The 19,583-nt window shown below is 68.7% G+C and carries 19 protein-coding genes; 7 read left to right on the forward strand and 12 right to left on the reverse strand.

Features of this window, described 5'->3' with window-relative positions; genetic code table 11:
• Positions 1-27: 27 nt before the first annotated feature.
• A complete protein-coding gene (ftsR, locus tag V5D55_RS18170) occupies positions 28-714 on the reverse strand; it encodes a transcriptional regulator FtsR (RefSeq protein ID WP_435745757.1) in 687 nt (228 codons plus the stop codon).
• Positions 714-1,199: an FHA domain-containing protein gene (locus tag V5D55_RS18175; RefSeq protein ID WP_435745759.1), complete on the reverse strand. Its 486-nt coding sequence runs from the start codon at positions 1,197-1,199 to the stop codon at positions 714-716. Before V5D55_RS18175 ends, ftsR begins: the two co-directional genes overlap by 1 nt.
• Positions 1,200-1,300: 101 nt before the next feature.
• Here V5D55_RS18175 and V5D55_RS18180 point away from each other — a divergent pair, with 101 nt between their 5' ends.
• Positions 1,301-1,951, forward strand: a complete 651-nt coding sequence (locus tag V5D55_RS18180; protein WP_435745761.1) for a copper resistance CopC family protein — start codon at positions 1,301-1,303, stop codon at positions 1,949-1,951.
• Between the two features lie 9 nt (positions 1,952-1,960).
• On the forward strand, positions 1,961-3,358 hold the full coding sequence (lpdA, locus tag V5D55_RS18185) for a dihydrolipoyl dehydrogenase (protein ID WP_435745763.1): 1,398 nt from the start codon (positions 1,961-1,963) through the stop codon (positions 3,356-3,358).
• Positions 3,359-3,414: 56 nt separating this feature from the next.
• Here the strand turns inward: lpdA and V5D55_RS18190 are convergent, their stop codons facing one another.
• The 6 genes from V5D55_RS18190 to V5D55_RS18215 form a co-directional block, all read right to left on the reverse strand.
• On the reverse strand, positions 3,415-4,533 hold the full coding sequence (locus V5D55_RS18190; protein WP_435745765.1) for an FAD-dependent oxidoreductase: 1,119 nt from the start codon (positions 4,531-4,533) through the stop codon (positions 3,415-3,417).
• Complete coding sequence (locus V5D55_RS18195; protein ID WP_435745767.1) at positions 4,520-5,245, reverse strand: methyltransferase domain-containing protein; 726 nt, start codon at positions 5,243-5,245, stop codon at positions 4,520-4,522. The genes V5D55_RS18190 and V5D55_RS18195 overlap by 14 nt, the downstream gene beginning before the upstream one ends.
• Complete coding sequence (locus V5D55_RS18200; RefSeq protein ID WP_435745770.1) at positions 5,242-6,402, reverse strand: type III polyketide synthase; 1,161 nt, start codon at positions 6,400-6,402, stop codon at positions 5,242-5,244. Before V5D55_RS18200 ends, V5D55_RS18195 begins: the two co-directional genes overlap by 4 nt.
• An 83-nt stretch (positions 6,403-6,485) precedes the next feature.
• A complete protein-coding gene (locus tag V5D55_RS18205) occupies positions 6,486-7,103 on the reverse strand; it encodes a CYTH domain-containing protein (protein ID WP_435745772.1) in 618 nt (205 codons plus the stop codon).
• Positions 7,093-7,308, reverse strand: a complete 216-nt coding sequence (locus V5D55_RS18210; RefSeq protein WP_435745775.1) for a response regulator — start codon at positions 7,306-7,308, stop codon at positions 7,093-7,095. The genes V5D55_RS18205 and V5D55_RS18210 overlap by 11 nt, the downstream gene beginning before the upstream one ends.
• Before the next feature lie 59 nt (positions 7,309-7,367).
• Positions 7,368-7,838: a prepilin peptidase gene (locus V5D55_RS18215; RefSeq protein WP_435745777.1), complete on the reverse strand. Its 471-nt coding sequence runs from the start codon at positions 7,836-7,838 to the stop codon at positions 7,368-7,370.
• Between the two features lie 142 nt (positions 7,839-7,980).
• On the opposite strand from V5D55_RS18215, the gene V5D55_RS18220 reads away from it, so the two are divergent.
• From V5D55_RS18220 to V5D55_RS18230, 3 genes are read left to right on the forward strand one after another with little or no spacing between them, the layout of a single operon-like run.
• On the forward strand, positions 7,981-8,781 hold the full coding sequence (locus tag V5D55_RS18220; protein WP_435745779.1) for a hypothetical protein: 801 nt from the start codon (positions 7,981-7,983) through the stop codon (positions 8,779-8,781).
• Positions 8,778-10,316, forward strand: a complete 1,539-nt coding sequence (locus V5D55_RS18225; RefSeq protein ID WP_435745781.1) for a DNA polymerase Y family protein — start codon at positions 8,778-8,780, stop codon at positions 10,314-10,316. The genes V5D55_RS18220 and V5D55_RS18225 overlap by 4 nt, the downstream gene beginning before the upstream one ends.
• Positions 10,316-13,780: an error-prone DNA polymerase gene (locus V5D55_RS18230; protein ID WP_435745783.1), complete on the forward strand. Its 3,465-nt coding sequence runs from the start codon at positions 10,316-10,318 to the stop codon at positions 13,778-13,780. Before V5D55_RS18225 ends, V5D55_RS18230 begins: the two co-directional genes overlap by 1 nt.
• A gap of 18 nt (positions 13,781-13,798) precedes the next feature.
• Here V5D55_RS18230 and V5D55_RS18235 read toward each other — a convergent pair whose 3' ends face one another.
• The 3 genes from V5D55_RS18235 to V5D55_RS18245 all read right to left on the reverse strand — a co-directional run bounded on the left by V5D55_RS18235 (position 13,799) and on the right by V5D55_RS18245 (position 17,547).
• Positions 13,799-14,182, reverse strand: a complete 384-nt coding sequence (locus V5D55_RS18235; RefSeq protein ID WP_435745785.1) for a hypothetical protein — start codon at positions 14,180-14,182, stop codon at positions 13,799-13,801.
• A 321-nt stretch (positions 14,183-14,503) separates the two neighbouring features.
• A complete protein-coding gene (locus V5D55_RS18240; RefSeq protein WP_435745788.1) occupies positions 14,504-16,120 on the reverse strand; it encodes an amidohydrolase in 1,617 nt (538 codons plus the stop codon).
• On the reverse strand, positions 16,117-17,547 hold the full coding sequence (locus V5D55_RS18245) for a purine-cytosine permease family protein (protein ID WP_435745790.1): 1,431 nt from the start codon (positions 17,545-17,547) through the stop codon (positions 16,117-16,119). Before V5D55_RS18245 ends, V5D55_RS18240 begins: the two co-directional genes overlap by 4 nt.
• An 89-nt stretch (positions 17,548-17,636) precedes the next feature.
• Here V5D55_RS18245 and V5D55_RS18250 point away from each other — a divergent pair, with 89 nt between their 5' ends.
• Both V5D55_RS18250 and V5D55_RS18255 read left to right on the forward strand, forming a co-directional pair.
• A complete protein-coding gene (locus tag V5D55_RS18250) occupies positions 17,637-18,323 on the forward strand; it encodes a TetR/AcrR family transcriptional regulator (protein ID WP_435745792.1) in 687 nt (228 codons plus the stop codon).
• Positions 18,324-18,360: 37 nt separating this feature from the next.
• Entirely contained in the window at positions 18,361-18,933 is a 573-nt protein-coding gene (locus V5D55_RS18255) for a dihydrofolate reductase family protein (RefSeq protein WP_435745794.1), read from the forward strand.
• A gap of 25 nt (positions 18,934-18,958) precedes the next feature.
• Here V5D55_RS18255 and V5D55_RS18260 read toward each other — a convergent pair whose 3' ends face one another.
• Positions 18,959-19,555 carry a TetR/AcrR family transcriptional regulator gene (locus V5D55_RS18260; protein ID WP_435745796.1) on the reverse strand — a complete coding sequence of 199 codons (597 nt, stop codon included), beginning with the start codon at positions 19,553-19,555 and terminating at the stop codon, positions 18,959-18,961.
• Positions 19,556-19,583 lie beyond the last annotated feature (28 nt).

Here is a 19,583-nt window from a genome sequence, read left to right on the forward strand (position 1 = left end):
CGTCGAAGGTGTGTCGCAACCAGTTCGTTACGAAAGCACCCGCGACAGCGCGTCTTTGATGAAGAGCGCGCGCACTTCATCGATCTTCGTGGCGAGCTCCGGGGCCAGTTCGCTGGCCTTCGCCCGCGAGGCGGCATCGGTCCGGCGCAGCAGCGACGACATCGCCGACTCGATGAGTGCGACCTCGCGTTCGGCTCCCTGGCGGAGCGAGCGCAGGTGACGCGGCTCGATGCCGTGCCGGTCGAGCGCGACGAGGCCGCGCAGCAAAGTCACGGTCGCCTCCGGATAGCTCTCCTGCGCCGTGATGACGCCGGTGCTGATCGCATCATTGAGCAGTTGGGGTCCGGCGCCGGCGGCGGCGAGAAGCTCGGCGCGCCGGTAACGACGGGGCGTCGGAGTGATCGACGGCGGAGCCACGAGCGCACTCGTCTCGCCGCCGGCTTCCGCCTCATCGAGCTGCTCGCGGATCACACTCAGCGGCAGGTAGTGGTCTCGCTGCAGCGTGAGACCGAGGCGCAGGCGCTCGATGTCGGCTGCGCAGAACTTGCGGTAGCCGGACTCCGTACGAGAAGGGCTGACGATGCCCTGCACCTCGAGGAAACGCAGCTTGCTGGAGGTCAGGTCGGGGAACTCCGGAGTGAGCCGAGCGAGCACCTGCCCGATACTCAGCAGGCCCGCGGACGCAGAGCGTTCGCGGGCGGGAGAGGCCGCCATCAGGCGTTCGCCGCCGCCCGGTCGTGAGGTGAGGCGAAGAAGTTCAGGCGGAACTTTCCGACCCTGAGCTCGGAACCGTCGATCAGTGCGCTGCGGTCGACGCGCTCACCGTTGACATAGGTGCCGTTGAGCGAGCGCTGATCGATGATCTCGAACGTCGACCCGCTGCGGGTGATTTCCGCATGCCGTCGCGAGACGGTCACGTCATCGAAGAAGATGTCGGCTTCCGGGTGCCGGCCGACCGTGGTCACGTCGGTGTCGAGCAGGTACCGTGCACCGGCGAGTGCGCCGGAACGCACCAGAAGCAGGGCCGATCCCGACGGCAGCGCCGCGATCGCGGTCTGCTCGACGTCGGTGAGTTCCACGCCGAACGGCACGAAGGACAGATCGGAATCGTGTCCGAACGTCTGCGTTACGTCGTGCCTCTGTTCGCCGGAGCGGTGGATTGCGGCTTCTCCGGCCGGTCGGCTGTCGCTGTCTGTCACTGTGCCCTCCTAGGTTGTCCAGACTAACGGATGCCGAGCCGGTCGCGGGAGGCCGCATCCATACTCAGCCGTCACATACCGTGCATTCATAGGGTGGACCTGTGAAGACCAAAGCTCTGCGCCTGCCCGCCGCCTCCGTCGCCCTCGCCGCGACGCTCCTCGCCGCCTTCCTGGTTCTCTTCTCCCCGCTCTCCGCCTCCGCGCACGACTCGCTCGTCTCTTCGTCACCGGCCATCGACGGCGAGGTGGACGTGCTTCCAGCCGAGCTGACCCTCACCTTCAGCGCCAAACTGATCGACGGCGAGGGCGCCACCGAGGTGGTCGTGACAGGACCCGACGGCGAGTACGTCACCGAGGGGCCCGCGTCGGTGGACGGCGCGATCGTCACGCAGCCGCTTCTGCCCGAGGCTCCCGCCGGCGAGTATCACGTGATCTGGAAGGTCGTCTCCAGCGACGGCCACGCGACGTCCGATGAATACTTCTTCACCGTGACGACCGGCTCCGAGACAGGATCGACCGCGCAGCCGAGCACCTCGCCGACGACCGCGGCGCCCAGCGAGGAAGCATCCTCGACGCCCGCCGCCCCGGCCACTCAGGCGCCCGACACGAACGGCGGCTCCGGCGCCACCGCATGGATCTTCGCCCTCTCGATCGGCGGCATCCTGGTGATCGGGGCACTGATGGTCTGGTACTCCACCCGCGGTCGTCGAGGCGGCGCCGAGACCGGTTCCGACCCCTCCTCGGAGCGATAGGCTTAACGCATGCCTCATTACGACGTCGTCATCCTCGGTGCTGGTCCTGGTGGATACGTCGCTGCGGTTCGCAGCGCGCAGCTCGGCCTGTCCACCGCGATCATCGAAGAGAAGTACTGGGGCGGTGTGTGCCTCAACGTCGGCTGCATCCCCTCCAAGGCGCTTCTCAAGAACGCGGAACTCGCGCACACCCTGAACCACAAGGCCGACTTCTTCGGCATCTCGGGTGAGTTCACGATCGACTACGGCAAGGCGTTCGATCGCAGCCGCGTCGTCGCCGACGGCCGCGTCAAGGGCATCCACTTCCTGATGAAGAAGAACAAGGTCACCGAGTACGACGGCCGCGGAACGTTCACCGGCCCGAAGGCGATCTCGGTCGCCAAGGCCGACGGCTCCACCGAAGAGGTCACGTTCGACAACGCGATCATCGCCACGGGCTCGAAGGTGCGCCTCCTTCCCGGTGTCGAGCTGAGCGACAACGTCGTGACGTACGAAGAGCAGATCATGAGCCGTGAACTGCCGAAGTCGATCGTCATCGTCGGCGCCGGCGCCATCGGCATGGAGTTCGCGTACGTGATGACGAACTACGGCGTCAAGGTCACCATCATCGAGTTCCTCGACCGTGCGCTCCCCAACGAGGACGCCGATGTGTCGAAGGAGATCACGAAGCAGTACAAGAACTACGGCGTCGACATCCTCACCTCGACCAAGGTCGAGACGGTCGTCGACAACGGCTCCTCCGTCACCGTCACCTACACCGGCAAGGACGGCCAGCAGGCCTCGATCGAGGCCGACAAGGTCCTCATGTCGGTCGGCTTCGCCCCGAACATCGAGGGCTTCGGACTCGAGGCGACCGGTGTGAAGCTCACCGAGCGCGGCGCGATCGACATCGACGACCACATGCGCACGAACGTCGAGGGCATCTATGCGATCGGCGACGTCACCGCAAAGCTGCAGCTCGCCCACGTCGCCGAGGCGCAGGCCGTCGTCGCCGCCGAGACGATCGGCAAGGCCGAGACGCAGACCCTCGGCGACTACCGGATGATGCCGCGTGCCACGTTCTGCTCGCCGCAGGTCGCCTCGTTCGGCCTCACCGAGCAGCAGGCGAAGGACGAGGGGCGCGACATCAAGGTCGTCAGCTTCCCGTTCATGGCGAACGGCAAGGCCCACGGCCTCGGCGAGCCCGTCGGCTTCGTCAAGCTCATCGCCGACGCCGAGCACCTCGAGCTCATCGGCGCACACATGATCGGCCCCGACGTGTCCGAGCTGCTCCCCGAGCTGACCCTGGCACAGAAGTGGGACCTCACGGCGCTGGAGCTCGCCCGCAACGTGCACACGCACCCGACGCTGTCGGAGGCGCTGCAGGAGGGCTTCCACGGCCTCGCCGGCCACATGATCAACTTCTGACGCGAGACCGCGTTCGAAGGCCCCGCCCCTTTTCGAAGGGGCGGGGCCTTCGTCTGTCAGAGGCCGCGCATCGTGATGAGTCCCGCTGCCGCTGCGCGCAACGGCGGTGACCCGAGCACACGGATCAGCGGCTCCCTGCCACGCACCACCACCGCCGATGCCGGTGCGCCCATCGCCATGTAGAAGGCGGACCGACGCTGCGCCTTCCGCGCCGATCGGAGCACGCGACTCTCGTACGTGGCGAAGTCGGGCCTGCCCTTCGGGGATCGCGTCAGTGCGTTCGCGAGGTGCACGGCCGCCACCCAGCCCAGGTTCATCCCCTGACCGCCGATCGGACTGATCTCGTGCGCCGCGTCACCGAGGAGGACCACTCGACCCCGGACGAGTCGGGTCGCGGTGTGCTGGGCCGCGACGAAAACGGTCGGCGTCACATCGGGGGCCAGTACAGGGCGGATGCCGGTGCGTGCCTCGATCGCGTCCTGGAAGGTGCCCGGATCGTCCAGCACTCCCTCCGGCCCCTGCCGCACGACCCACCGGCGACGCCCCTCCGGCAAGGGAAAAGACTCCACCAGGCCTTCTGGTTCGCAGTGCAGCACAGCGCGGCGGCCGGGAACGGGATCCGCGACGTCGACCATGGCGTAGGTCGCCCGCGCTCCCCGGGAGCGCCAGTCGAACCCGTGCGCCTCGCGCAGCGGACTGCGCACGCCATCGGCCACCACGACGAGTCCGGCCGTCAGATCGCGTCGCCCCTCCGGGGTGTCCACGGTCACGCGAACGAGGTCCCCCTCCTGCTGGACCGCCCGCACGTCGTGCGCCCGATGCAGTGCGTCTTCCGAGAGCGTGCGCAGTCGTTCCTCCAGCAGGGCGTGGGTGTGCGGCTGCGGGAGGATGAGCACCGGACGATCGGGGGCGAAGTCCAACGACGCGAGAGTCCGGCGACGGCTGCGCACCTCGCCGCCGTCGAGGCGGAGGGCTTGGGCGCTGATCTCGGCGCCCACGCCCGCGGCATCCAGGGCGTCGAACCCCGGACGATGGATGCCGATGGCGCGAGTGCGATCGTCGGCATCCGTCCGTCGCTCGCAGACGGCTACCCGCAGCCCGTCCTGCGTCAGCAGACAGCCGAGCAGCAGACCGACGGGCCCCGCGCCGACGATCAGCACGTCATGATCGGGCACCCGCGTCCTCCCATCGCAGCTCCAGGCGCGACGGCACCCCGCCGCGCACCGTCCATCCCCGCGGCGCGAGGGCGGCGAGCTCGGCGGCAGTGTACGAACGACGGATGCTGATGAGTCCGTCTTCACGGATGAACGAGTCCGCCAGCATGTTCCTCGACAGGGGCCAGGTGACGGCGGCGAACAGCGCGTAGGCCGTGCTGCTGCGAGCGATGTCGTGATGCGAGACCAGCCCGCCCGGGGCGATGAGCCGCACGGAATCATCGAGCACGGTCTGCAGGTCCGCGGCGTCGAGATGATGCAACACATGGTTGGAGAGCACGACGTCGAAGGTCTCGCCCGCCTCAACGAGCGCGGTCGTCAGCGCGCAGCGGTACCGCACTCCCGCATCGCCGTCGTGCGCCGACGCCCAGCGGATCGCACGCCGATCGGCGTCGAGCGCGGTGACCTCGGCCGAGATGCCGTCGCGGCGCAGTCGCCCGGCGAGCAGCCGACACAGGTCTCCCCCGCCGGCTCCGACGTCGAGGATGCGCAGAGGCCGGTCGCGGAGAGCCCGTGGACGGATGTCGCGCCGGTAGATCGACCCCGGCCGGGAGACCACCGCGTTGACGAATCCGAAGCGGCCGTAGGTCCGCGCCAGCATCCGCTCGTCCGCGTGCGGATCATCCATCAGCTCGGTGGCATCGACGTCCCGCACCGAGAGGTCGTGCGTCATGCGCGAGCAGGCGAGACGACGGTCAGCAGGGCCGACTCCGCCGTGAGGCCGGGGCCGAACGCCATGGCGGCGACGCGGTCGCCGTCTCGGGCGTCCGCCTCCTCCAGGATGCGCCGCAGCACGAACAGCACCGTGGCGCTGGACATGTTGCCGTAGTGGCGCAGCACTTCGCGAGCGGGGTGCAACTGCTCGTCGGTGAGGTGCAGCCGCTCCTGCACCCGATCGAGGATGCGGCGCCCACCGGGGTGGATCGCCCAGTGCCGCACCTTCTCGCCGATCGTCTCACTGTCGAACGCCTCGACCAGTGCCTCTTCCGGCTCGTAGAGCGGGCGGAGGGCGGCGTGGATGTTCTCGCCGATGAGCTGCGGCACGGCCGTCGAGAGGACCATCTCGAAGCCGGCATCGCCGATCGTCCAGGACATATCCTTCTTGCCCTCCGGGATGATGCCGGTGTGGAAGCCGTCCAGGGCGAAGCCGGGGACGTCGGAGTCGAACGTGCGCGCGGTCACGAGGCCGGCTGCGGCGCCATCAGCGAACAGGGAGGTGGCGACGATCATGTCGGGGTCTTCCGAGGAGCGCAGGTGCAGCGTGCACAGCTCCACGCTGACGATCAGCACCACGGCATCAGGATTCCCCGCGCAGATCTCGCTCGCGGCCCGCAGCGCCGGCATCGACGCGTAGCACCCCATGAATCCGAAGTGATAGCGGCGCACGCTGTCGGAGAGGCCGAGCGAGCGGACGATCTCGTAGTCGGGCCCCGGCGCATAGAACCCGGTGCAGGAGACGGTGATGACGTGCGTCACATCGGCAGCGGCGATGTCGGGGTCGGCCTCCACCGAACGACGCGCGGCTTCGACGTAGAGCTTCCACGCCTCGCGGACGTAGACCTCGTTGCGCGCCTTCGTCCCCGGGGAGAGCAGCAGCCCCTTCTCCCGATCGAAGAACAACGGCGTCTCGACCTCTGCCGAGAACGAGAGCTCCTCGAGGACCGTGTAGCGGGTGTCGATGCCCGACCCGTTGAACGACGCCGACACGATCCGCTTCGCGAGGCGTCCGAGTTCGGGCTGCGCGGCGAACACGTCCCGCACCTCGTCCTGCCTCAGCATCGTGTCGGGGACGATCGTCTGCAGGGATCGGAGGATGGCGGGGTGGCTCATGACGTCACTCAAGCACGCCGGGGCGTCGCAGACCAAGGGGTTGTGCCCGCGTGTCCTCCGCTGCAGGGAGAACGAGGGCACGATCAGAACCCGAGAGCTCGGGCGAGCTTGGAACCGGATGCCGAATCGCGTCCGCCCGCAGCCTTCACCGCGTTCTCGACCGCGGCGAAGAAGACCGCGCGTCCGGCGTCGTCGGCGGGAGCGGCCGGGCCGAGCTCCATCTCCCATTCCCGCCACTCGCGCTGCTCGTCGTGGCGCAGGTCGGTGGCCCGCACCCGATCGTCGACGAACTCGGCCACGACTCCTCCCTGCCCGATGAGCAGGTAGGCGGTGCGGTCGTTCTCGATTCGCGCGAGAGGCGACAGCGGTTCGGTCGTCCACTCGGCGACGGTCGAGGCGACAGCTTCCGGGAAGTCGTCTCCCTCGCCGAGCGGCCAGCCGAGCTCGAGACGCCCGTCCCCCTGACGTGGTCCCTTGATGTGCCAGCCCTCGTCCGGGCCACCGGTGCGGCGGCGCAGCGCCACGCCGGCGCGCGCGAGAGAGCCGTCAGCGGTGTCGAAGTACCGGGCGTCGAGAGCCCGGGCCTCCCCTGCTGAGACGTCATCGACACCGGGGATCGCACCCCAGTTCGGCAGGGGCGTCTCGATATCGACGTCGTACTTGCGCTCGACCTCGACGGTGCGGGACGGCTCAGTCGTCATCGTTGAGGGCGAGATCCTCGAGTGCTTCGTCGAACCAGTAGTCGATCTCGGTCGGTCCGTCTTCGGCCCCGGTGTTCTGCGGCTCGCCGCGGCGGTTGTACACCACCTGCGTCTCGCTGTAGGGGACGATCAGCTTGTCGTCCGCGTCGCCGAGAGGGATGATCTGCCCGTCGAGCGGGCCGCCGTGAAGTCGTGCGAGTGCCATGCGTTCAGAGTAGCCCGTCCCTTCGACATCGGCGCGATTCGGGGCGCATCGAGGGTCTGTCACCCGAGTATCACCCCGACGAGCGCCCCTGCGATCATCCAGGGACCGAAGGCGATGCGTGTGGCGCCGTCGGCTCGGCGCAGGAGGATGAGCACGAGGGCATAGAGCGCGCCCAGCACGAAGGCGGACGCCGCCCCGACGGCCAGCTCCTGCCACCCGTGCCACCCCAGGACGAGGCCGATGACCCCGGCGAGCTTCACGTCGCCCCCACCCATCCCCGAGCGGCTGATCAGCCGCAGCACCGCATAGAACGCGCCGAGGATGAGCATGCCGAGCACAGCGCGGATCAGCTGCCCGCTCCGCCCGGTGGCGACGGCGTCGATCAGGACGAGCGCGATCAGGCTCACCAGGGTCGGCAGCACGATACGGTTCGGAAGGCGGTGCGTGCGCGCATCGATCACGGTCAGCCACCCTCCGATGCCGAGCAGCACCACGTGCACGAGCGCGACGAGCGCCATCCGGAGATCCATCCCGGCAGGTTAGAAGATCTTGGATCGGCACGTGACCGGGTGTGGATAACCTCCGATATGCCGAGATCACGAATGTCCGATGTACGAATTAGCGTCATCAGCATCACTTGCTTTATTCGTACATATCTTCGAGGATGGATGCATGGGGATCGGGCTCGATGCGGTGACCGCGCTCTCTCCGACCAGCGATTCTCGCGCCGGAGAGGTGCTGCGGCTGCGCCGCGAGATCAGCAGGATGCAGCGGCGGCGCAGCGAGCACACGCTGCTCCCCCTCGACCCCACCTTCGCCTCGCTGCTGCCCGAAGAAGGACTGCAGACCGGCACCTCCTACACCGTCTCCCCCTCGCCGAGCCTCGTGCTCGCCCTGCTCAGCGCAGCGTCGCAGAAGGGGCACTGGTGCGCAGTGGTCGGCATGCCGACGCTCGGCGTCGAGGCGGCCGCCGCATTCGGGATCGACCTGACCCGGCTGATCCTCGTCCCCGACCCGGGAGACCGCTGGCTCGCGGCGACCTCCGCCCTCGCGGAGGTCGTTCCGTTGATCGTCGTGCACCCCGGCTCGCGGGCGCGGGATGCCGATGTCTCACGGCTGAGTGCGCGTCTGCGCGACCGGGGGTGCACGCTCCTGGTCGCCGAGTCGGCCGGTGCCGAGCGATGGCCGCAGAGCGAGGGAACGATCCGCCTCCACGATCCGCGCTGGCACGGCCTCGGCTCGGGGTGGGGCCTGCTCTCCGACTGCACCGTCACGGTCACGGCGCAGACCAGGCACAGCCCTCGACCATCGAGCGTCCGCGTGCAACTGCCAGGAGGCCATGGTGCGGTCGAGGCCGCTGCGGCAGAGCTCACCGCACTGCCCGCACTCCCGGTCGAGATCGTCCCTTCCGGCAGCGCTTCCGCTGACAGGTCGGCTCCTCCCGAACTCCTGCAATGGGCGGAGGCCGGATGAACGCCCCGCTGCGCGTCCTCGTGCTGTGGTTCCCGGACTGGCCGCTGCGGGCAGCCCTCGGCGGCCCACCTCCGCATCCGCCCACCGCACTGGTGCAGGCGAACACGATCGTGGCCTGCACGGCCTCGGCCAGAGAGCATGGCGTGCGCTCCGGCCAACGTCGCCGGGTCGCACAGGGGCATCTCTCCTCGCTGCGGGTGCTCCCCCACGACCCGGCACGGGACGAGCGGGCCTTCCTCCCCGTGCTCCAGCTCATCGAGAAGCACGCCCCCGGCGTCACTCTGCTGCGACCGGGACTCGCCATCCTCCGCGCCAGAGGCATCTCCCGCTATCACGGCGGAGAGACCGAGGCAGCAAGAGCTCTCGTCGCCGTGCTCGCGGAAGCAGGGTTGCCCGAGGTGCGCGTCGGAGTCGCCGACGGGCCCTTCACCGCCGAGATCGCCGCACGGGGCCCTGAGGCGTGCACCGTCGTCCCGCCCGGCCGATCGCAGGAGTTCCTCGCCCCCTTCCCCGTGCAGGTGCTGCGAGACGAGCAGATCGCCGGTCTCCTCGTCCGGCTCGGCGTGCGCACCCTCGGCGAGTTCACCGCGCTCACTCCCCTCGATGTGCGCGACCGCTTCGGCGAGCACGGCGCTCGTCTGCACGCGCTGGCCGCAGGCGCGGATTCACGTCCGCTGACACCCCGCCCACCCGATCCCGAGCTGGTGCGGAGCATCGAGTTCGAAACCCCGCTGGGCGGAACCGACCAGGTGGCGTTCGCCGTGCGACAGACAGCGGATGCCGTGCTGCTCGCGCTCGCAGACGCATCGGTCGTCTGCACGGAGGTGCGGATCGACATGACCGACGACAACGGGATGGTCTTCTCCCGCACGTGGCTGCATCCGACCTGCTTCGACGCCTCCGACCTCGTCGACCGCGCGCGCTGGCAGCTGGAGGCGCTGGCAGCGGAGTCATCCAAGGAACCCGTCGACGAGGCACGGGCGTTCGGCGGAATCGTGGCGGTGCGCATCGTCCCGACCGCCGTCGACGATGCGGCCCACCATCAGCCCGGCCTCTTCGGCTCCGGCACCGACGAACGCCTGCACCATGCGGTCTCCCGCGTGCAGACCATGCTGGGGCACCAGGGAGTGGTCACCGCCGCCCTCGCGGGAGGTCGCTGGCTCGCCGACCGTCAGGTGCTCACCCCGTGGGGAGAACGCGCTGTGCCTCCACGCGACCCCGGCTCCCCGTGGCCGGGCAGCCTGCCCGATCCTCTTCCCGCCGAGGTGTTCCAGCCGCCGCGTCCCATCGGCGTGGTCGCTGCCGACGGCGCCCTGATCAGCATCGACGAACGGGGGTCGCTCTCCCAGGAACCCGCCCGGATCGAGGGCATCGCTGTGCAGGCCTGGGCCGGCCCCTGGCCCGTCCACGAACGCCGCTGGGCAGCCGATGGCGGGAAGAAGGGCCACCGGCTCCAGATCGTCGACGACCAGGATCGCGCCTGGCTGGTGTTCCGCACCGGCGACCGCTGGTGGGCCGAGGGGAGGTATCGCTGATGGGCTGGCACAATCCCCCTCAGACCTGGAGCGAGCTGGAGCGCACCCTCAACCTGGAGGAGCCGCTCCCGAAGCCGACCGTCTCCGAGCCACGCGGCACCCGGCCCGACCCTGGCCCGGTGAGCCGACGCCGGCAGCGCACCCCGCTCACCGGCGTCCCCCGCCCTGTCGATGCCGTGCCCTATGCCGAGTTGCACGCGCACTCCTCGTACTCGTTCCTCGATGGTGCCTCCTCCCCGGAAGAACTCCTCGCCGAAGCGGAGCGCCTCGGTCTCTCGGCTCTCGCTCTGACCGATCACGACGGCTTCTACGGCGCCGCACGGTTCGCCGACCTGGCCGAGCTCATGGACGTCAAGCTGCAGACGGTCTTCGGTGCCGAACTCTCGCTCGAACTGCCCGGCCCGCAGCGCGGTGCCGCCGACCCCGCCGGCGAGCATCTGCTGGTCATCGCGCGAGGCATGGAGGGCTATCACCGGCTGTCGGCCGCGATCACCTCCGCCCAGCTGCGCGGCGGAGAGAAGGGGCGGCCGGTATACGACCTCGACGAACTCGCCGCACGAGCAGATGGGCACTGGACGATCCTGACCGGGTGCCGAAAGGGCGCCGTACGCCGAGGGCTCGAAGCCGGCGACGCCGCCACCCCGCTCCGTCATCTCGTCGACCTGTTCGGGGCCGACCACGTCTCCGTCGAGCTCTTCGACCACGGAGATCCGCTCGACACCCGACGCAACGACACCCTCGCCGAACTCGCCCGACGCCTGCGGCTGCCGGTGCTGGCGACCAACAACGTGCACTACGCCAGCCCCGCCCAGGCGTCACTCGCCGAGGCCATCGCCGCGGTGCGAGCGGTCCGCAGCATGGACGAGCTCGACGGCTGGCTGCCTGCGCACGACGGCGCGCATCTGCGCAGCGGCGCAGAGATGTCGGCGCGCTTCCAGCGCTACCCCGGCGCCATCTCGCACGGACTCGATCTGGCCGCGGCATCCGCCTTCCCGCTGCGACTCGCCCGCCCCGCACTGCCGCAGCAGAAGGTGCCGGAGGGGCACACGCCGATGAGCTGGCTGCGTCACCTGGTGTGGGAAGCCGTGCCGTCGAAGTACCCCCGCCTGGATGACGCTGGGCATCGCCGGATCGGGCGAGAGCTCGACGTCATCGAGGAGAAGGACTTCCCCGGATACTTCCTCATCGTGCACGGCATCGTCGCCGAGGCGCGACGGCGCGGCATCCTCTGCCAGGGCCGCGGGTCCGCTGCGGCGAGCGCCGTGTGCTACCTGCTGGGGATCACCGCCGTCGACCCGATCCTCTACGGCCTGCCCTTCGAGAGGTTCCTCGCCACCACCCGGACGGAGGAGCCGGACATCGACGTGGACTTCGATTCCCGCCGCCGGGAGGAGATCATCCAGTGGGTGTACGGCGAGTACGGCCGGGAGCGGGCTGCACAGGTGGCGAACGTCATCCAGTACCGGCCGAAGAACGCGGTGCGCGACATGGCGAGGGCCCTCGGCCATTCCCCCGGCCAGCAGGATGCCTGGTCTCGGCAGGTCGACGGGTGGAGCACTGGCCTGGAGGCCGCCGAGGGGCACGACATCCCCCCGAACGTGCTCGCCTACGCCGACGAGCTGCTGAAGGCTCCGCGACATCTCGGCATCCACTCCGGCGGCATGGTACTCACCGCCCGGCCCGTCGGCGAGGTCGTGCCGGTGGAGCACGCCCGCATGGAGAACCGCACCGTCATCCAGTGGGACAAGGACGACTCCGCGTTCATGGGACTGGTGAAGTTCGATCTGCTGGGGCTCGGGATGCTCGCCGCCCTCCAGCACTGCTTCGACCTGATCCGGGAGGCCACCGGCGAGGAGTGGACGCTGGAGACCCTCCCCAAGGAAGAACCCGGGGTCTACGACATGCTCTGCCGCGCCGATTCGATCGGGGTGTTCCAGGTCGAGTCGCGTGCGCAGATCGGCCTTCTCCCACGCCTGCAGCCGCGGAGCTTCTACGACCTCGCCATCCAGATCGCCCTCATCCGCCCCGGCCCCATCCAGGGAGGAGCCGTGCATCCGTTCGTCAAGCGGAAGATGGCCAAGGACCGCCTCGACGAGGAGAACAGGGAGAGGGCGACCCGGGGCGAGCCGCCAGAGGCCTTCACCATCCCCTACCCCCACAGCGACCTGGAAGACATCCTGAAGCGCACGCTGGGCATCCCGATCTTCCAGGAGCAGCTCATCCAGATGGCCATGGCGATCGGCGACTGCACGGCCGACGAGGGCGACCTGCTGCGGCGTGCCATGGGGTCCAAGCGCGGCCTGGAGAAGATCGAGAAGGTGAAGGACAAGCTGTATGCGGGGATGAACAAGCGCGGCCTCGACACCGACACCGCCGATCGCATCTACGCGCAGATCCAGGCGTTCGCGAACTTCGGATTCGCCGAATCGCATTCACTGTCGTTCGCGCTGCTCGTCTATGCCAGCTCCTGGTTGAAGCTGCACTATCCGGCAGCCTTCCTCGCCGGCCTCCTCCGCTCGCAACCGATGGGCTTCTACTCCGGAGCGACCCTGACCGCCGATGCGCGGCGACATGGCGTGGAGGTACGTCGCCCCGATCTGCACGTCTCCGGAGCGACGGAGACCCTGGAACCGCTCGCCGAGCCTGCCGAACGGACGCCCACCGGGATGGACGACTGTCTCGCCACCCCGCAGCCGCCGACCCTCCGCTTCGACCGGGACGCCCCTGACATGTCGGAGGCGCACCGCCGCGACGGTGGCTACGCGGTACGACTGGGGCTCAGCGGCGTCCGCGGAATCGGCGTCCCCCTGGCGGAGAAGATCGTCGCCGAGCGTGAGGCGAACGGCCTCTACCGCGACCTGCACGATCTGGTGCGGCGCACGGATGCCACCGCCGCACAGCTGGAGGCCCTCGCGACCGCCGGTGCGTTCACCTGTCTGGGCTTGGAGCGGCGGGAGGCGATCTGGCTCGCGGGAGCCGCCGCAGACGACCGGTCCCGCTTCCTCCCCGGTACCACGGTCGCGGTGCAGCCGCCGCTGTTCGCCGACCAGACCAGCTACGAGAAGCTCTCCGCCGACCTCTGGGCGACCGGCGTGTCCACCGACGACCACCCGATGGCGCACTTCCGCAGCGCACTGCAGGAGCGCGGGGTCCTGACCGCCACCGACCTCCGGTCACACGAATCCGGCCGACGCATCGAGGTCGCAGGTCTCGTCACTCATCGGCAACGCCCCGCAACGGCCTCCGGCATCACGTTCATGAACCTCGAGGACGAGAGCGGGCTGGTGAACGTCGTCTGCTCGACGGGAGTCTGGAACCGCTATCGCCGCGTGGCACGGGATTCTCCGGCGCTCATCATCCGCGGCATCCTGGAACGATCGGAGGAGGGTGTGGTCAATGTACTCGCCGACGCCTTCGAAGATCTCCGCACCGGCGTGACGCATCGATCACGGGACTTCCGATGAATCCCGGGCACCGACCACTCACCAGAAGCGCTCGGGCTCCACCACCGGAGGACGATCGGTCCCACCCCAACGGTCGGCTTCCGCCTTGGCGGCATCCGCCGCGGCATCCGCGTCGCGGAGAGCCACCTTCGCTCCGGTCGCCCCCGGGGAGATCGGATCGACGCGCAACACCGTGCGAGCCGCACCGCTCCCGATCGTGATGGTGCACTCGAGAACCCGACCGATCCAGCGCGAGACGCCGCCGCGCGGATCCTCGGAGCGTCGATACCGGATCCCCGTGTCCAGATCGGCCAACGCGACGAGGATGGGCTCCTCCGTGAGCGGATCGAGCTGCTCCGTCACCTCGACTCGATGGCCGTGGGCGATGGCGACCTGAGCGGTGAGTACGAGCATTCTGTCCATGACTCCACCCTATGAAACGTCCCGGGAAAGACAACAGGCACCCTGTACCGATAAGTTTCGTAAGTTTCTTTGTCCCCCAAATGGCGGACAAGACAAAAGCGCGCTACTCTGCTATGTGTAGCGGGGGCTACGGGCTGAGGACTGGGGAATCAGCCATTGAGCGCAGCGATATCTTCGCCGCCTCCCCGCCGTCCGGGATGGACGGTGGCCCTCTCGACACCACCGCTGGGGCGGGGGCGGTCGGGAGGGCATATCCCCTGCCGAGAACCGTGCTCGTGCGTTCGGAGCACCTCGGCGATGGCCCCTATCGGATCCAGGCTCTCACGGCTCCGCCCGATAGCGCGAGCGCCCGGCGACCACCGTCTCGACCACGCGCGCCTCGAGGAGCGACGACGGCTCCTCGCGGAACAGATCGGTGTCGATCACCGCGAAGTCGGCGGCGAAGCCCGGGGCGATGCGTCCGCGCCAGTCCCCATCGCCGACGGATGCCGCGGCATCCCGTGTCGCATGACCGATGGCCGCGGCGAGGGGAAGAGCGAACTGCGGATGGATCGCCTCCACCGATCGGTCGAGCGCGGAGGCGCGGGTCGTGGCGACGTACATGTTGGCCAGCGCCTCGTGCGGTGCCGTCGGCGCATCCGTCGAGAAGGCCAGCAGGGTTCCGGCATCCTCGTACTCGGGCCACGGGAAGGCGCGGTCGACACGATCGTCGCCGAGCATCTCAGCCCAGTTCGCGAAGATCGCCGGATCACTGTGCACGGGTTGCATCGACGCGGTCACGCCGAGTCGTGCCATCCGCTCGGCTGTTCCTGGCGCCGCGTACTCGAGGTGCTCAATGCGGTGACGGCGCGGGCGGTCGCCGTTGACAGCGATGGCCTGCTCGATCGCGTCCAGCGCGATCTCGCTCGCGTAGTCGCCGATCGCATGCTGAGCGACCTGAAGGCCCGCAGCATCCGCCGCCGCCACGACCGGGTTCAGATGCACCACGGGCCAGATCGGCTCCGCGTTGGTGCCGTCGGCGTAGGGATGCCGCATCGCCGCTGTGCAGGCATCGATCACACCGTCGAGGACGAGCTTGATGCCGACAACGCGGAGCCAGTGCGACGAGTCGTCGCGGGCGAGTTCGGCGGCACGGGAGACCTGCGCGAGGTTGGCGTCTTCGTCGCCCGTGTTGACGATGATCCAGTGCGCCGCGACACGGATCGGCAGCTCTCCCCCACGACGCTCCTGCGCGCGCCGCAGGGCGGCGAGCCCGTACTCGTCGAAGGCCATGTCGATCGCCCCGGTGACCCCGGTGGCGAGGTAGGCATCGAGCACGCGCTCGACGTCGGCATCGCGGTCCGAATCGGTGGTCGTCGCATCGTTGTGGGCCCAGGCGTACTGGGTCGCCGCGGTCTCGAAGAGGAGTCCGGTGGGCTCGCCCTCGGCATCCCGCGCGATGCGTCCGCCGATCGGATCGGCGGTGTCCCGGGTGATGCCGAGCTCGGCGAGCGCCGCGGTGTTGACCCAGCACGAGTGGTAGTCGTTCGCGTCGAGGTACACCGGGATGTCGGCGACGGCCTGATCGATCATCGCCGCGGTCGGCGCTCCGCCTGGCACGGAGTCGAAAAGCCATCCGCGGCCGCGCAACGCCACGGCATCCGGATTCGCTTCCCTGGCCTCCCGCAGCAGTGCCTGGATCTCGTCGAGCGAGCGGGCGGCGGTGAGCGGCACCTGGCCGAGGGCCGAGCCGGCCATCAACAGGTGCGTGTGCGCGTCGGTGAACCCGGGGAGCACGAGCCGGCCGTCCAGGTCGACGGTCTCGTCCGCCTCCGGGGCATCAGCGGTGGAGCCGACGAAGGCGATCGTCTCGCCGTCGACCACGAAGGCCTCCGCCCAGGCGCCGTCCGGATCGATGTCGGCGGTGAAGACGCGTCCGTTGATGTAGCGGGTGGTCATGGTCGACCGTCCTTTCCGAGAGGCGTGCGCAAGAGGCCGAGGTACAGCGAGGCGGCGACGAGCATACCCACCGGCACGGAGAGATCGATGAACCCGGTCGCCTCTGCGATGGGACCGGACCAGACGCTCGTCGAGAGGCAGAGCGCGGTGGCGACCCCGCCGACCAGCAGAGCCGTGACGCCGGGGATGCTCCAGCCCGCCGAATACCAGAATCGTCCGCCGGGGCGATCGTGGAAGAGGTCGACGCCGTCGTAGTCGTAGCGACGCAGGATGACGTCGACCACGAAGATCGACATGGCCGGGCCCGACACGATGACGAGGAACTGCAGCATGAGGTTGGCAGCTTCGAGCAGGCTCGACGAGAGAACCAAGTAGATGGTCAAGGCGGTGCCGACGAGTCCGACGATGATCGCGGCGGGAATGCGGCGCAGACGGAACCCGATCGCCTGCAGGGCCATGCTCGAGGTGTAGGTGGTCATCGCATTCAGGGCGATCGTGTTGATGACGACCCCGACCACGAGCACCGGCCCCAGCCACGCGGGCAGCAGGTCGAGCAGAGCGACATCGATGCCGGAGTCGAACGCCGCGGCGCTCAATCCGGTCGCCAGCAGCACGCCGACGCTCGTGAAGACGATGAACGGGATGGCACCGCCGAGAGCCGTCGCTGCCGTGATGTGCGAGGGCCTCGTGTCGCGCGGAAGGTAGCGCGCGATGTCGGGGCTGTTCATGAACGACAGCGGCGTCGAGGCGAGGATCGTGAATCCGATCGAGACCGCCGACCACAGAGCGGGGCCGCTCAGAGGCTCAGGAGCGGCATACTGCCAGTCGACGGTCGGCAGGATGAACCCGGCGACCGCGAGGAAGATCACGAACAGTGCGGCGGCCATGAAGGGGTAGGCGCGCAGGATCAGCCCGTGGCCGAAGATCGCGACGAGGATCGTGACCGCCGCGACGACGATCGTGACGCCGATCGGAACCCAGATCGGGTCGTCGATGCCTGCCCGCCGCAGCAGGTCGGCACCCAGGAACGACGACGCCAGCCAGGTCAGCGACAGGAACACCGCGCCGATGAACCAGCCGACGACCGCGACGAACAGTCGGTTGCCGAGGATGCCGTACATCGCCCTGGTCACGACGGAGCCGGAGGTGCCGGCCGCCGGACCGCTCCCCGCGATGATGCCGGGGAGGATCCAGAGCAGCGACGCCGCGACGATGGTCACGATGGCCTGCCAGATCTCGAGTCCGAGCAGGATCAACGAAGCGCCGATGGTGAGATTCAGGATGCTGACGCTCGGGGCCGCCCAGATGAGGAAGAGGTCGCGCGCCCTGCCGTGGCGCTCGGAGTCATCGATCAGCTCGATGCCGCGCGTCTCGGGGCGGGTCGCTGCGTCGAGCGACTCCGGGTCGACGGTGGGGTTCTGGGTCATGGAGTTCCTTTCGGGAGGAGCGTCACTGCTATCGGTCACCGCGTTATTGGTCACATGCCCAATGGACTATTGGTCACTCATTCAATAGCATGGGTGGGGTGACGTCAAGCACTTCTTCGAACTCTGCTCCCCCGCGCACCCGCAAGCTCCCCGAGGAGAGGCGGGAGGAGATCCTCGCCTGCGCCGCCGCGATCGCGATCGAAGAGGGCCTCGAGCGCATCACCCTGCGCGCCGTCGCGGCGCGGCTCGGCGTGCGGCCGGGGCTGATCACGCACTACTTCCCCGTCGCGGAAGACCTCGTCGTCGCCGCGTTCGCCCGGGCTGCGGTGATCGAACGCGAGCAGTTCTTCACGACCGGCGGCACCCCCCTGCAGCGACTCGCCCGATTCGTCGATCACATCGAACGCGGACGCTCGTTGGCGCTGGCGCGCCTCTGGCTGAATGCCCGACACCTGTCGCGGTTCAGTCCGACACTCGACGCCGAACTCCAGATGCAGGACACCCTCGACCGCGAGCGACTCACGGCGATGCTCGAAGACGGCATCGCCTCGGGCGACTTCCCCGGAGCGGATGCCGAGGCCGCCTGCATCCGCATCTTCATCGCCCTGGATGGCGGCGGGTCGTACGTGAACTCGTCCGCACCGATCGAGCATCCGGCGCACACGCGGGTGGTCGCAGACGTGGCCGAATGGACACTCGGCCTCGAGACGGGAGCGTTGAGGGCTGCGCTCCGCGATGTTAAGTCGTACACTGATGTTCAGGATAACGACGACTGACGAGTGAACGGCTGCATCCCAGAGGAAGGCACAGACCATGTCGACACTGACCGTGGACTTCATCATCTCGCTCGACGGCTACGGAGCCGCCGAGGGATGGCCTGCGTATTGGGGCCTGGAGGGACCGGAGTACCTTGCGTGGCTCGCCGAGGACAACCAGCAAGAGCTCGTGCACGTCATGGGCGCGAACACCTACAACCTCATGTCCGCCTTCGCCGGCCAGTCGGATGCCGCGGAATCCGTGGCGCTGGACGAGTCACGCAAGATCGTGTTCTCCTCGACGCTCTCCGAACCCCTGCAGTGGTCTCACTCCGAGCTGGTGAGCAGTGACGCGGCGGAGTTCGTACGAGAGTTGAAACGGAGTGAGACGCGCGAGCTGCGCACCCTCGGCAGCGTGAGCCTGTGCCGTTCTCTGATCGCCGCAGGACTCGTGGATCGCTTCCGCGTCGTGGTCTTCCCCGTGATCACCGGAGAGACGGGGCGGCAGCGCATCTTCGACGACTACCCGGATGTCGCGCTCGAACTTGTGGAGGCTCGCACGTTCGACGGAGGAACTCAGCTCCTCCACTACGTCCCCACGGTGCTCGAGAGTCCGCCCGTCGCAGTCTGACGGCTCAGGCCTCAGGCCTCAGGCCTCAGGCATTCTGCGACGTCGAGACCGCCGAGAGGACCGTGGCCCGCACGAGCACGGGCGCTGCGTGCGCCGCGATCTCCCCCCGATGCACCGAACTCGAAGCCCCGTGCAGAATCGCCTGGATCACGCTGATCTGCCAGTCGATCGGCATGTCGGTTCTGAAATCACCGGCATCCCTTCCGCGCTCGAGGAGGCGACGGACGCGCGCAGCGGGCTCGACGTGGGCACGGCGCAGCTGTTCGGGCGAAAGGGTCTGGGATGCGGCGACGACGAGCGCACCGTAGCGATGCGTGAGATGCCAGGTCGCCTCCAGCAGCCGACCGAGAGCCTCGCGCGGGTCGCCATCCACATCGACCTGCACGAGAGCAGCCTCGGTGTCGTCGATCGCCCGCTCCGCAACCGCACGGAGGAGGGTCGCGCGCGAATCGAAGTGCCCGTATAGGGTCACGCGCCCGACGTGAGCGGCCCGAGCGATCGCGTTGATGCTCGCGTCAGGGTCGACGGCCAAGACCTGGGTCGCGGCATCCAGGATCGCTTCGATGTTCCGACGGGCGTCCGCCCGCTTGGCGCGGTCCGGTTCCGTCTCGGTCACAGCCATCGATCGACCCCTTTTCCGAGGGGCGCTG

This window comes from Microbacterium sp. PMB16 (genome assembly GCF_051294855.1).
In the GTDB taxonomy this organism is placed as follows: Bacteria; Actinomycetota; Actinomycetes; order Actinomycetales; family Microbacteriaceae; genus Microbacterium.